The sequence below is a fragment of the Arthrobacter sp. AD-310 genome (assembly GCF_054656615.1).
This window is the reverse complement of the sequence record NZ_BAAHNO010000006.1, coordinates 189,704-202,748: the sequence shown is the minus strand read 5'-3', so window position 1 is coordinate 202,748 and position 13,045 is coordinate 189,704. Positions and strand designations below refer to the sequence as shown.

10 protein-coding genes are annotated in these 13,045 nt (G+C 66.2%); 7 read left to right on the top strand and 3 right to left on the bottom strand.

What is annotated here, in order from left to right; translation table 11 throughout:
• Positions 1-6: 6 nt before the first annotated feature.
• Positions 7-1,815 carry a glycoside hydrolase family 15 protein gene (locus ACYQ1Z_RS04000; RefSeq protein ID WP_459791199.1) on the bottom strand — a complete coding sequence of 603 codons (1,809 nt, stop codon included), beginning with the start codon at positions 1,813-1,815 and terminating at the stop codon, positions 7-9.
• Between the two features lie 60 nt (positions 1,816-1,875).
• Here ACYQ1Z_RS04000 and ACYQ1Z_RS03995 point away from each other — a divergent pair, with 60 nt between their 5' ends.
• Positions 1,876-2,604 (top strand): DUF72 domain-containing protein, encoded by a 729-nt coding sequence (locus ACYQ1Z_RS03995; RefSeq protein ID WP_459791198.1) that lies wholly within the window; start codon positions 1,876-1,878, stop codon positions 2,602-2,604.
• Between the two features lie 79 nt (positions 2,605-2,683).
• Positions 2,684-3,790, top strand: coding sequence for an App1 family protein (locus ACYQ1Z_RS03990; protein ID WP_459791197.1), 1,107 nt, complete (start codon positions 2,684-2,686; stop codon positions 3,788-3,790).
• 12 nt (positions 3,791-3,802) lie between these two features.
• On the opposite strand, the gene ACYQ1Z_RS03985 is transcribed toward ACYQ1Z_RS03990, so the two are convergent.
• Complete coding sequence (locus ACYQ1Z_RS03985) at positions 3,803-5,368, bottom strand: glycoside hydrolase family 32 protein (RefSeq protein WP_459791196.1); 1,566 nt, start codon at positions 5,366-5,368, stop codon at positions 3,803-3,805.
• 222 nt (positions 5,369-5,590) lie between these two features.
• Here ACYQ1Z_RS03985 and ACYQ1Z_RS03980 point away from each other — a divergent pair, with 222 nt between their 5' ends.
• From ACYQ1Z_RS03980 to ACYQ1Z_RS03960, 5 genes are all read left to right on the top strand, one after another.
• The gene (locus ACYQ1Z_RS03980; protein ID WP_459791195.1) at positions 5,591-7,042 is read left to right on the top strand and encodes a glycoside hydrolase; all 1,452 of its coding nucleotides are present in this window, start codon (positions 5,591-5,593) and stop codon (positions 7,040-7,042) included.
• Positions 7,043-7,091: 49 nt separating this feature from the next.
• Positions 7,092-8,426: an ABC transporter substrate-binding protein gene (locus ACYQ1Z_RS03975; RefSeq protein ID WP_459791194.1), complete on the top strand. Its 1,335-nt coding sequence runs from the start codon at positions 7,092-7,094 to the stop codon at positions 8,424-8,426.
• An 82-nt stretch (positions 8,427-8,508) separates the two neighbouring features.
• Positions 8,509-9,390 carry a carbohydrate ABC transporter permease gene (locus ACYQ1Z_RS03970; RefSeq protein WP_459791237.1) on the top strand — a complete coding sequence of 294 codons (882 nt, stop codon included), beginning with the start codon at positions 8,509-8,511 and terminating at the stop codon, positions 9,388-9,390.
• On the top strand, positions 9,387-10,292 hold the full coding sequence (locus ACYQ1Z_RS03965) for a carbohydrate ABC transporter permease (protein ID WP_459791193.1): 906 nt from the start codon (positions 9,387-9,389) through the stop codon (positions 10,290-10,292). The genes ACYQ1Z_RS03970 and ACYQ1Z_RS03965 overlap by 4 nt, the downstream gene beginning before the upstream one ends.
• Before the next feature lie 38 nt (positions 10,293-10,330).
• A complete protein-coding gene (locus tag ACYQ1Z_RS03960) occupies positions 10,331-11,410 on the top strand; it encodes a LacI family DNA-binding transcriptional regulator (RefSeq protein ID WP_459791192.1) in 1,080 nt (359 codons plus the stop codon).
• On the opposite strand, the gene ACYQ1Z_RS03955 is transcribed toward ACYQ1Z_RS03960, so the two are convergent.
• A complete protein-coding gene (locus tag ACYQ1Z_RS03955; protein WP_459791191.1) occupies positions 11,407-12,966 on the bottom strand; it encodes a glycoside hydrolase family 1 protein in 1,560 nt (519 codons plus the stop codon). The genes ACYQ1Z_RS03960 and ACYQ1Z_RS03955 overlap by 4 nt on opposite strands.
• Positions 12,967-13,045: the final 79 nt, after the last annotated feature.

Below are 13,045 nucleotides of genomic sequence, written 5' to 3'. Positions count from 1 at the left end.
GCCGCCTCAGCGCAGATCCGCCGCTTCCGGCGGAATGGGGGTGTCACTTCGCCGAACCGTATCCTGATGCAGCTCCAAAGCGCTAGTCACAAGCGCGAAATGGCTGAAGGCCTGCGGAGTGTTGCCCAGCTGGCGGCCGGCCTTGACCGCCCATTCCTCGCTCAGCAGGCCCACGTCGTTGCGCAGGTCCAGCAGCCGTTCGAACAGCTGGCGGGACTCTTCGTGCCGTCCCGCGCCCAGGAGGGCCTCCACCAGCCAGAAGGAGCAGGCAAGGAAGACGCCCTCGTCGCCCGGCAGCCCGTCGTCGCTCTCCGCCGGCCGGTAGCGCAGCACAAATCCGTCCTCGGTCAGCTCGCGCTGGACGGCCTCGATGGTTCCGATCACCCGGGGGTCGTCCGGCGGCAGGAAGCCCACACGCGGAATCAGCAGCAGGCTGGCGTCCAGTTCCGGCCTGCCGTAGGACTGAACGAAAGTGTTCCGTGCGGCGTCGAAGCCGTTGTCCATAACATCCCGGTGGATGGTGTCCCGCAGGATTTCCCAGCGCTCAACCGGCCCGGGCAGCCCCGATTCGCGGACTCCCTTCACCATTCGGTCCGCCGCCACCCAGGCCATGACCTTGGAATGGGTGAAGTGCCGGCGCGGCCCGCGCATTTCCCACAGGCCGTTGTCCGGCTGGTCCCAGATGGTCTCAAGGTGTTCCATCAGGGCGCACTGGACGTCCCAGGCCTCGTCCGTGTGCTTGAGCAGCGAGTTCCGGGTCAGGGCAAGGCAGTCAAGGACCTCGCCCCAGACGTCCAGCTGCAGCTGTTCCGCGGCGCCGTTGCCTATCCGGACGGGCGACGAGTTCTCGTACCCCTTCAGCCACGGCAGTTCCATTTCGGGCAGGCGCCGTTCGCCGTGGATCCCGTACATGATTTGCAGGTCCGCGGGGTCGCCGGCCACCGCCCGGAGCAGCCAGTCCCGCCAGGCTGCGGCCTCGGCCGTGTACCCGGCGGCCAGGAGGGCCTGCAGCGTCATCGTGGCATCCCGCAGCCAGCAATACCTGTAATCCCAGTTGCGCGGCCCGCCCAGCTGCTCGGGCAGCGATGTGGTGACGGCGGCCACGATGCCGCCCGTGGGCGCGTACGTGAGGGCTTTCAGGGTCACCAGGGAGCGCACCACCGCTTCCTGGTACTTGCCCTTGACTGTGCATTGCGAGGCCCAGCCGCGCCAGAAGGCATAGGTGGAATCGAGGACCTTCTCCGCGTCCACCGTGTGGGGCCTGCCCACATGGCTGGGGGCCCAGGTCAGGACGAACGGCACCCGCTCGCCGGCACTGATGGTGAAGTCGCTGACCGTGTGCATGTTCTCCCCGCGCAAGGGGGCGGGGGTGACGAAGTAGACGGCATCCGGGCCGGCAATGGCGTGCAGCCCGTGTTTGTCGTGCCGCACCCATGGAATGATGTGGCCGTAGTCGAACCTCATGGTCAGTTCGCCGTGCATCCGCACTGTGCCCCTGACACCCTCGACAATGCGCACGATGTCCGCCACGGCGTCGCGGGGCGGCATGAAGTCGATGACCCGTACCGTCCCGTCCGCGGTTTCCCATTCGGTCTCAAGGATCAGGCTGCCGTCACGGTAGCGGCGCCGGGTGCAGGCCCCGGCACCCTCTGGCGCCAGGAGCCAGCGTCCGGCGTCGGGGGTGTCAAGCAGCGCGCTGAAGCACGCGGGTGAATCGAAGCGGGGCAGGCAGAGCCAATCGATGGAGCCTTCGTTGCTGACCAGGGCCCCGGTTTGCAGGTCCCCCACCACCGCGTAATCCTCAATGCGCGCCATGACCTAACCCTGCCACAGCGGCCGGACAGTGGTGGGCACAATTCGGTGTAGCCTGCAGGAATGGCGGTCCATATCGGCACTTCGGGGTGGAGCTACGACCACTGGGAAAACGTCCTCTACCCGCCAAAGCTGCCCGTGAAGGACAGGCTGCAGCACTACGTTGCGCGGTTCGACACGGTGGAGCTCAACGCCAGCTTCTACCGCTGGCCGCGGGACACCACGTTTGCCGGCTGGAACCGGCGCCTGCCCGCCGGTTTCACCATGTCCGTGAAGGCTCCCCGCGGCCTCACCCACGCACGGAAGCTGTACTCTCCGGAGGTGTGGCTGGAACGGATCACCCGCTGCTGGCACGAGCTGGGTGACAAGCGGGCAGTCCTCCTGGTCCAGCTGCCGCCCCAGATGGAGCGGGATGATGCCCGGCTGGACTATTTCCTTGCGTCGGTGCCGCCCTGGATCCGGGTCGCGGTGGAATTCCGGCACCCCACCTGGGAGGACCCCGAGGTGTTCGCGTTGCTGGAGCGGCACCAGGCGGCGTACTGCATCATGAGCGGCGCCAACCTTCCGTGCATCCTGCGCACCACCGCACCGTTCGCTTACGTGCGGCTGCACGGGCCGGACCACCAGCACCTTTACGCCGGCTCCTACTCCGATGCGGACCTGCACTGGTGGGCCGACAGGATCCGCGGGTGGGCAGGCGGGGGCCTGGACGTGTACGCGTATTTCAATAACGACGGCGGCGGCAACGCAGTGCGGAACGCCGGGACCCTGCAGGCGATCCTGGGGATGTAGGGCACCGGGACTGCGTCACCTTCCAGCGCGGGGCGCCGCCGCCTCCGCGCCGGGCCCCGCGCTGTGGCAGAGTGGACCCATGGACAGTGCTCCGCAGAACGCGCCCTGGAACGCAGCAGGCTCTCCCGCAGGAGACCGGGACAACACGACCGGCCTGGCCGGGAACCAGGTGTTCCGGCTTGCCCACAGGCTTTCCGATGCCTTCAACGACGTGCGCATCAGGCTGGCCAAGCGGTGGAAATTCGTGCCGCAGACCATCGCCTACCAGGGCTACGGATCCACCAACCAGGTCCGGGTGCTGGGCCGGGTGCTGATGACCCAGAAGCCGCTGCCGGGCAGCAAGGCCGAGGCGGAAGCGAAGAACGGCACCCAGAACGTCCGCGGGTGGCGCGCGTTCACCGGCGTCCCGCTGCAGTTCGTCGATGTCACGATCACCATCGGCGACGTCGTGACCCATGTCCGGGCAGACCGGGGCGGGCTGATCGATACCGAGGTGGACGTCCGGCTGTCCCCCGGCTGGCACACCGCCGTGCTGCAGGCGGAAGGCACCGACCCCGTCGAAGCGCTCATCCAGGTGATTGCCCCGGACGTGAAGTTCGGCATCGTGTCCGATATCGATGACACCGTCATGGTCACTGCACTTCCCCGCCCGTTCCTGGCACTCTGGAACACCTTCGTCCTGAGCGAGCGCGCCCGCATGGCTACCCCCGGGATGGCGGTGCTGTTGGACCGGCTGACCATCGAATACCCCGATGCGCCGGTCATCTACCTCTCCACCGGCCCCTGGAACGCGGCACCGACCCTCGCCCGCTTCCTGGGACGCAACATGTACCCGAAGGGTGCGCTGCTGCTCACCGACTGGGGCCTCACCCAGGACCGCTGGTTCCGCAGCGGCCAGGACCACAAGCACCGCAACCTGGAGCGGCTCAGCCAGGAGTTCCCCGATATGCGGTGGCTCCTGATCGGCGACAACGGCCAGCATGACGAGGCCATCTATTCCGCGTTCGCCGCCGAAAATCCGGACAAGGTTGCGGCGATCGCCATCCGCCAGCTGTCCATCAGCGAATCCGTGTTCGCCGGCGGCCACTCGGAAGACGGCGACCACACCACCTCCAAGGTGCCATGGATCTACTCCCCCGACGGAGCCGGGATGGCCAAGCAGCTGTCCATGCTGGGCATGCTCTGAACGGGCGGCGCTTCAGGCCACCTGCAGCCTGAACTCCCGGATGGTAATGCCGGAAAACGTCGCCGGCCCGCCGTCCGTATAGAACGATATGCCGGTGTCGCCGTCGGCGAAGTGCACCTGCTGGGACAGCACCGTGTGGCCGGCGTTGACGAACACCTCAACGCTCTGCATGTCCACGAAGATCCGAAGGTGCACCGATCTCGCGGCGGCGTCGATGGGTGCCGCTGCACGCGTATAGGGAACCAGCGAATACCCGGCCAGGTCAGACGGGGCACGGTCGACGTACAGGTCGGCACCGTACTTGCCGATATTTGTGTGCCGGCTGCCGTCCGGGGAGCGGCCCACCGAAACTCCTACGTTGGCGGCGGAGTTCCAGGAAATGTCGAGCTCGAGTTCGTAGGCCCTGCCGTTCCACGGCAGGACTGCGGTGCCGTCCACTGTCCGGTCCGGAAACACCGTAGTGGCGGTGGCGTATCCGGCGAGCGCGGCGACCGGACTGCTGAGCAGGCTGTACCACCCTTCCGGCTGGCGCTGGAGCCGCAGCTCGCGCACCACCGAGTTCTGTCCGTTGTACCCGTCGGTGGCATCCGTGGGGACGTCCCGCGCGGCATACTTCCAGTTGTTCATCCAGCCGATCGCGTAGCGCCTGGTGTCCGGCGCCTCCGCCGCAGGCCAGGACACCGCGCCATACCAGTCCCAGCCCCAGTCCAGCCACTGCGGGTTGTCAACGTCGTCAGCCAGGAACTGCTCCCCGTCCCACGTCCCCGTCCAGTAGGCGTAGGTCATGGGCAGTCCGATGCTGTACGCATCCATGCTGGCACCCAGCACCCAGTGCCAGGTGCCGTCGTCGGCCTTCATCTGGAACAGGTCGGGGCACTCTATCCCGCCGAGGGCGTGGTTGGGGAAGTCGAAGTTCCGCTTAAGCTGCCAGTCACGCAGGTTGCCGGATGTATAGAACGCGGCATAGCGGGCACGGCCGATAACGCACACCCACTCGCCGCGGGCGGCATCCCAGTGGATTTTCGGGTCGCGGAACCATTCCGCGTTGTCGATTTCCGCCTGGGTCGTGGCGTTCCGGCCGTCGGTATTGACGATCACCGGTTCGGGCAGCGCCGTGAAGGTGTAGCCGCCGTCGGTTGACCAATACAGGTATTGCTCCTGGTACTTTCGGATGCCGTCTGTGGGTTGGGTGGCAAGCACAATGATGGCACCGGCGCCAAAGCCGGCCGTGTTGGCGGTGTCCACCACCGCGGAGCCGGACCAGACCGGAAAGTCCGGTTGCAGCGGCAGCGCGTCCCCATGGTGGGTGAAGTGCACGCCGTCGGCGGTGGTGGCGTGGTCCCACCCGCCCTGGCCGTTGTTTTGCGTGGAGTGCAGGTAGTACAGGTGGTAGGCGCCGTTGACAAAGACCGGCCGCTGGGGGTCGCACAGCCAGCCGGAGGGCGGTGTCATGTGGAACCTGGCCCGCTGGGAGGCCAGGGCAGTGGCGGGAACGGCCAGGGCGCCGCCGGCAACCAGGGCGAGCGCCCCTGCTCCGGTACCCTGCAGGATCCGGCGGCGGGAGATGGCATGAGTCATCGTTGACTTCCTCTCGGGGGAGTGCGCTGATCAAGCGCTTTAGCAGGAGAACTTACCTCCGGGCGTTTTCCCCGGTCAAGGGGTTCAGGAAAGTAATCGGCGTCACAATCCTGCAAACAGGGCACCGGAAAAATTCTTTTGCTAAAACGCTTGATCAACACACCTCCCAGGCGCTACCTTCATGGTGATCAAACGCTTTAGCAGAAATGGACATCACCGCCGATGAGCTATCCAGTCTTTTTCCAGCCCAACGATGCGTGGGTCGGGGACCTTATCCCGTTCCAGAAGGACGGCGAATTCCGGCTCTTCTACCTTCACGAAGTCCGGGCCGACCCCAAGCCCGGGACGTCCTGGAACCTCGTCACAACCAAGGACCTCATCCAGTTCCAGGACCACGGAGTGGCCCTCCCGCACGGGACCGCGGATGAACCGGACTTCAACTGCTACACCGGCAGCGTCGTGACGGACGAATCCGGCATCCACCACCTCTTTTACACCGGCCAGAACCCGGCCAACACGGGCAGCGACGGCCTTCCGCTGCAGCTGGTGATGCATGCCACCAGCACGGACGGCATGGCCACCTGGGTCAAGCACCCGGAGCTCACGTTCGGCGCGCCGGTGGGGTACGAATCCGCGGATTGGCGGGACCCCTTCGTCTTCCGGGATGAGGCCGCAGGCGTCTGGCGGATGCTTCTGGCGGCCCGGCATTCGGACGGGCCGGAGCGCCGCCGCGGCGTCATCGCCCAGTGCACCTCCACGGACCTGATGGCCTGGGACTATGCGGACCCGTTCTGGGATCCCCGCCGCTACATCACCCACGAATGCCCGGACGTCTTCGAGTGGGGCGGCTGGTGGTACATGGTCTACTCGGAGTTCTCCGAAACCTTCACCACCAGGTACCGCATGGCGAAAAGCCCTGCCGGCCCATGGACCGTCCCGCCGCGGGACAGCATCGACGGACGCGCCTTCTACGCCTCCAAGACGGCAGAACGCGACGGCCGCCGCTTCTTCTTCGGCTGGATTGCCAGCAAGGAGGGAAATTCCGACGACGGCGCCTGGCAGTGGGCGGGCACCATGGCGGTTTTGGAGGCGCGGCAGAATCCCGACGGGACGTTGGCGTTTGGCTTCGCCGACGAACTGGTGGACAGCTTCTGGGACGGCGTGCCGCTGGAACTGCACAGGCAACCGGTTCAGGGCCAGCTGCCGCTCCGGCTGGAGGCCCCCGACGGGTACACCGCCGTGGTCACGGATCACGACCTGCCCACGCAGTTCTATGCCAGGGCAGTGCTGGACATCCAGGCGGACACCACGGAATGCGGCCTGCTGCTGCGCTCCGGCCGGGACGGCGACCGTTCCTACGTCCTCCGCCTTGAACCGAAGCGCGGACGCCTGGTTTTCGACCGCTGGCCGCGCGCGGCCACCGGCGACGCCCAGTGGCACGTCTCGGGCGACGTGCCCTACGCGATCGAGCTCGAACGCCCCTGCGCGCTCCCGCCCGGTGCGCACACCTTGGAAGTAGTGGTGGACGGCGACCTGTGCGTCGCCGTCGTCGACCGGCAGGTTGCCCTCAGCACCAGGATCTATGACTTCCCCACCGGGGCACTTGGTGTGTTCGCCGGCGAAGGCTCCATCACCGTCACCGCACTCGACATACGCAAGCGCACCGACAACTGAATACCCCCGTTCCCGCATCAGACCTGTTCCAGTCAAAGGAGATTGACCAATGAAGAACCTGCTCCGCACCGCAGCCGCAGCGGCCGTTGCCGCCCTTGCGCTGACCGCCTGTGGCGGCGGCAGCTCCTCCGGCCCCGCCAACGTCAGCCCCACCGGCGAGATCAAGCCGCGTGAAATATCGTGGCTGCTGTCCCGCCCGGCGGACGGCGCCGTCATCAACATCATGAAGAAGCTCGCCGACGACTACGCCAAGGACCACCCCGGCTTCGAACTGAACCTGATCACTACCCCTGACCGGCCGTCCTACATCCAGAAACTGGAGACCCTCGCCGCGGCCAACAAGCTGCCCGAACTGTTCGACACCGACGCGACGCCGTTCGCGCATCAGCTGGCCAAGCAGGGAAAGATGGTGGACGCCGGGAAGCTCCTGGAATCGTTGGGCGTGTACGACAACTACCGCCCGGGCGCCCTGGACTACCAGCGTTTTGATGACGGATCGCTGTACATGATCCCGTTCCAGTTCGAGCTGGAGTTCATCTGGTACAACAAGGCGCTGCTGGAAAAGGCCGGAGTCAGTGTGCCGAAATCACTCGATGACATCCCCGCCATGTGCACGGCCCTGCGCCAGGCCGGAATCACACCCATCGCCATCGACGGGCAGGACCAGTGGCCGCTGGAGCGCTACGTCGCGTACCAGCCGTTCCGCGAAGCCGGACCGGACTTCGTGCAGAAACTGAAGAAGGGCGAAGCGAAGTTCAGCGACGCGGCCGGCCAGAAGACCGTCACCTGGATGGCCGAACTGGGGAAGGCCAAGTGCTTCCAGGACGGCTTCTCGGCGCAGGGCTATTCGGACGCGCAAAACCAGTTCACCTCCGGCCAGGCCGCCATGTACAACATCGGCACCTGGGAGCTGCCCAGCCTGGCCACGGACAAACTCAACCCGGCCGTCCGGGACGATATCGACTTCTTTACCCTGCCCACCACCGCCGGGTCCGTGACAGCGGCAAACGAGTTTGTGTCCCCCTCAGGCATCGGCATGGCCGTGAACGCCAAGACGTACGACCCCCTGGTGAGCGACTTCCTGAAATTCGCACTGGAGAAGTACCCCGCCGAGTACGCCGCAACGGGCGCGCTCTCCCCCACCACCGACGTCGAAACCACCGTCCCGGCCAACGCCACCCCGCTGTACCGCAAGGCCCTGGACCAGGCCAAGGACCTTGGCAGCAGGCAGGCCATGCCGTGGGACACGCAGCTGGACCCAACCACCAATGGCAGGCTGCAGCAGGAGCTGGTCCTGCTGGTGCAGGGCGAGGTCACGCCTCAGCAGTTCACCGAAACCATGGACAGCACCATCGCCCAAAACGCCCCGAAGTTCTTCAAGTAGGCACTGCTCCTACACATAACCACTGCGGCGGGGGACCCGACCGGTCCCCCGCCCGAAAGGCCCAGCCATGCAATCCAACAGGATGCTCCCCAACAGGTCACGGACCTCGGTCCTGGTCTTCCTGCTCCCGCCCCTGCTGCTCTACGGTGCAGCCGTGCTCTTCCCCATCCTTCAGTCGCTGTTCCTGAGCTTCTTCAGCTGGAACGGCATCACGGACATGGAGTTCGTGGGGCTGGAGAACTACGTCCGGATGCTCAGCGGCGACGATATCTTCTGGCGGGCGTTCGGCAACGCGCTCATCTACCTGGCCATCTGCCTGGTCCTGCAGCTCGGCGGGGCCCTGGTGGTTGCCAGCCTCCTGACCTCGCTGCGCCGCGGCCGCGAACTCATCAAGACCCTCTACCTGCTGCCCGCCGTCATCTCCACCGTGGCCATCGCGTTCCTCTTCGTCCGGATCTACTCCCTGGAACCGGTCGGCCTGCTCAACCAGCTGTTCCACTGGATCGGCCTCGGCAGCCTGGAGCGGCCCTGGCTCTCGGACGTCAACACGGTCCTGGCCGCCGTCTCCGCCCCCGAAGGCTGGCGCTTCACCGGACTCTACATGCTGATCATTTACGCGGCACTGCTCGCGGTGCCCAAGGAGCTTGAAGAAGCTGCCGTCCTGGACGGGGCTTCCCGGTGGACGCTCTTCACCAAAATCCGCTTCCCCTACATCCGCCCCGTATGGATCACCACCACCATCATGGCCACCACCTACGGGCTGCGCGGCTTCGACATCCCCTACCTGATGACCAACGGCGGCCCGGGACAGTCCTCCGAACTGCTCACCACGTACATGTACAAGACGGCATTCACCAGCACGGACTTCGGCTACGCCAGCACCATCTCGGTGTTCATCGTGATCGAATGCCTGGTTGCCGTCGGCCTCATCCTGTTCCTGCTCAAGCGGAAGGCAGACTCATGATCACCCAGGCAGCCCCGCCCACGCCGCCCGCCGCCGTCGTACCTCCACGGCAGGCGGAAAAACGCCGCAGGCGCCGGCCGGACCTGTTCCGCACCCTGTCCCGCGTGCTGATCATGCTCATCGTGATCGTCCAGGTCTACCCGCTCGCGTGGCTGTTCCTGACCAGCCTCCGCAGCGAACACGACTTCGCCACCGGAGACCCCTTCGCCCTGCCAACCTCGCTCACCTGGGAAAACTACGCCCGGGCGTTCGAAACCGGAGACCTGGGCCGGAACATCCTGAACAGCTTCGTGGTGACCATGGGCGCCAACGTCCTCATCGTCCTGCTGGGCATGATGGCCGCCTATGCCATCCAGGTGCTGGGCTTCCGGTTCAGCAGGCTGGTCCGCGGGCTGTTCCTGATCGGCATCATCGTCCCGGTCCAGATCGCCCTGGTGCCCCTGTTCATCGACTACTCGGCGGTGAACCTGCTCGACACCTACCAGTCGATGATCATCCCGCTGGCCGGCTTCTCCCTGCCGATGTCCATCTACCTCTTCTCCTCGTTCTACGAATACATCCCCAAGGAAACCTACGAGGCGGCGTCCCTGGACGGTGCCGGCCCCTACCGCATCTTCGGGCTGATCACCATGCCGCTGTCCCTGAACACCGTGGTCACGGTGGTGCTGGTCAACAGCATCTTCATCTGGAACGACTTCATCTTCGCCAACACGTTCGTCCTGTCCGAGGACCTGAAGACCATTCCCTTGGGCCTGCAGAACTATATCGGCGCCATGGGCAAGGTTGACTGGACGGCAACCTTCGCCGCCGTGTGCGTCACCATCACCCCGCTGCTGCTGGTGTTCCTGGTGCTGAACAAGGCCATGATCCAGGGCCTGGAGAGCGGGGCGACGAAGGGATGACGGCCCAGGCGGATGGTTATACTCCTGAAGGAGGGCAGATGAGTTCAATGGAGAAAAGTGCGGGCGGGCGTGCCCGGCGGCCGGCTGAGCGCGCCAACCCCGTCACCCTCCGCGACGTCGCCGAGGCAGCCGGGGTTTCCACCGCCACCGTGTCGCTGGTGGTCAACAAGAAGAAGGACGCCAGGATCGGCGAGGAAACCCGCCGCCGCGTCAACGACGCCATCCGGGCGCTCGGGTACCGCCCCAATGCGATGGCCAAGACCCTGGTCAGCGGGACCTCCCGGTTCATCGGACTGGTGGCGGACGGGGTGGCCACCACCCCCTTCGCGGGCCAGATCATCCACGGCGCCCAGGACGAGGCATGGAAGCACGGCTACGCGCTCCTGATCGCCAACACCGAGGGCAACCGGGAACTCGAACAGGATGCCATCGGCATGATGCTGGAATACAAGGTCCGCGGCATCCTCTACTCCACCTGGTTCCACCGGCAGACGCAGGTCCCGGCCTCCCTGCGGGAAGCGGACTTTGTCCTGGTCAACTGCTTCTCCGACGAGCCGGACACCCGCGCTGTTGTTCCGGATGAGGTCCAGGGCGGCCGGTCCGCCACAGAGATCCTGCTGCGGCACGGCCACACCCGCATCGCCTTCATCAACGCCACCATCCCGGCGCCGGCCAAGGACGGCCGGCTCCTGGGATACCGGGAAGCGCTGGAGGCTGCCGGGATTCCCTTCGACCCGGAACTTGTCCTGGAGGCCTATCCGGACCAGGAAGGGGGATACGGCGCCACCGCGGAACTCCTCAAACGGCACACCACGGCCGTCTACTGCTACAACGACCGCATGGCGATGGGCCTCTACGACGGCCTGCGCGAGCATGGGCTTTCCATCCCGGACGACATCGCGGTGGTGGGGTTCGACAACCAGGAGGTTATCGCCGCGCACCTGCGCCCTCCGCTGTCGACGGTGTCCCTGCCGCACTACGAACTGGGCGCGGCGGGGGTTCGGATGCTGCTGGGGCTGGACGCCGCCCCGGACGGGGCGGCCACGAAGATCCACTGCCCCAGCGTCGAACGCGCCTCGGTCCGGGCGACGGCCCGTGCGTGGCCTGAGTACACCTAGCCCCGGACTTCCTGCCCTTCGGCACCCAGCGGGGCCACGCCGTCGTCGGCCGTTTCCGTGTCAAAGTCCTCGGAGACGGCCTGCGCGATGGTCGCCTCCGCCGCCAGGGCCAGGTCCCGCTCCTCGATGAGCTCCTGCAGCCAGAAGTAGGACGCCTTCGGTGTCCGTTCGAGCGTTTCGAAGTCCACGTGCAGAAGCCCGAAGGGCTGGTGGTACCCGGCGGACCACTCGAAATTGTCCAGCAGGGACCACACGTAGTAGCCGCGCAGGTCCACGGACTCGGCCTCGCCGCCCGGCGCCGTAGCCCGCAGTGCCGTTTCCAGGTGGTCCGACAGGTACTTCAGCCGGCGCTCATCCGGGATGAACCTGGTATTGGTGGACTTGTCCCGGACGATGATGTCCTCAAAGCTGGCTCCGCCCTCGGTGAGGATTACCGGGGGAAGGTTCGGGTACCGCTCCGCCATCTCCTTCAGTGCCACGGCCATGTACTCGGGCTTGACCGGCCAGCCGTAGGAGGTGATGTCCGCTTCCGGCCATGTCTCAACGTGGAACGGGGTCCCGCCGCTTCCGGCGGCACTGAGGTCGCTGCCCATGGCTTCGGCCATGCTGGCCGGCACGGCGCCCCCGCCCGGTCCGGCGGCCACCTTGGTGGGCATGTAGTAGTTGAGCCCGTAGAAGTCCAGCGGCTGGGAGATGATCTCCATGTCCTCCTCGGGGTGATCGAAGGAGCTGAAGAACTTGGCGGCCCGGATCAGGTCCGGATACTTTCCGGTGAGGACCGGGTCCGCGTAGAGCCGGTTCTGTCCCAGGTCCATCAACCCGGCGCTGATCCGGTCCAGCGGGTTGGCGGAGTTCGGCACCATTGGCGAGTAGACGTTGGTCATGCCGATTTCGCCGGGCACCCGTGCCGCCCGCAGGGCCTGCACGGCCAGGCCGTGGCCCAGGAGCTGGTGGTGGACCGTGGGGAAGGCCCCCAGGGCAAGCTCCTTGCCGGGCGAGTGGAGCCCGAACGCGTAGCCGTTGGCGCTGACGGTGGCCGGTTCGTTGATGGTGACCCACCGGGCCACCCGGTCACCGAATGCCTCGGCCAGGACCGCGGCGTACTCCCCCAGCCGGTACGCGGTATCGCGGTTCATCCAGCCGTCAGCCCTGTCCAGCTCCAGCGGGGTGTCCCAGTGGTAAATGGTGGCCATGGGCGAGATCCCGCTCGCCAGCAGTTCGTCGAGGAGCCGGTCGTAGAAGGCCAGGCCTGCCCTGTTGGCGGGGCCGCGGCCGGTGGGCTGGATCCGGGGCCAGGCAAACGAAAACCGGTAGGAGTCCACGCCCAGCTGCTTCATCAGGGCAACGTCCTGGGGCATGCGGTGGTAGTGGTCGCAGGCCGTGACGGGACTGTGGTTGTCCACGATGGCCCCGGGCCTGGCCGCGAACTCATCCCAGCCGGCGCGCCCGCGCCCGTCCTCATCAAGTGCGCCTTCAATCTGGAAGGCTGCGGTGGCCACACCCAGCGTGAACCCCGGCGGGATAAGTGCTGCGAGTTCCTTCGCGGTGATGTGCATGGGCGCGCCTTCTTGTCACGGTGGTCAGTACGTCTCAGGATGGCATACCGTAAGCCTGCTGACGAGCAGGACCGCTGCG

Coding starts and splice junctions, on each gene's coding strand:
- ACYQ1Z_RS04000 (WP_459791199.1), bottom strand. CDS start 1,815: ATGGCGCGCATTGAGGATTACGCGGTGGTGGGGGACCTGCAAACCGGG.
- ACYQ1Z_RS03995 (WP_459791198.1), top strand. CDS start 1,876: ATGGCGGTCCATATCGGCACTTCGGGGTGGAGCTACGACCACTGGGAA.
- ACYQ1Z_RS03990 (WP_459791197.1), top strand. CDS start 2,684: ATGGACAGTGCTCCGCAGAACGCGCCCTGGAACGCAGCAGGCTCTCCC.
- ACYQ1Z_RS03985 (WP_459791196.1), bottom strand. CDS start 5,368: ATGACTCATGCCATCTCCCGCCGCCGGATCCTGCAGGGTACCGGAGCA.
- ACYQ1Z_RS03980 (WP_459791195.1), top strand. CDS start 5,591: ATGAGCTATCCAGTCTTTTTCCAGCCCAACGATGCGTGGGTCGGGGAC.
- ACYQ1Z_RS03975 (WP_459791194.1), top strand. CDS start 7,092: ATGAAGAACCTGCTCCGCACCGCAGCCGCAGCGGCCGTTGCCGCCCTT.
- ACYQ1Z_RS03970 (WP_459791237.1), top strand. CDS start 8,509: ATGCTCCCCAACAGGTCACGGACCTCGGTCCTGGTCTTCCTGCTCCCG.
- ACYQ1Z_RS03965 (WP_459791193.1), top strand. CDS start 9,387: ATGATCACCCAGGCAGCCCCGCCCACGCCGCCCGCCGCCGTCGTACCT.
- ACYQ1Z_RS03960 (WP_459791192.1), top strand. CDS start 10,331: ATGAGTTCAATGGAGAAAAGTGCGGGCGGGCGTGCCCGGCGGCCGGCT.
- ACYQ1Z_RS03955 (WP_459791191.1), bottom strand. CDS start 12,966: ATGCACATCACCGCGAAGGAACTCGCAGCACTTATCCCGCCGGGGTTC.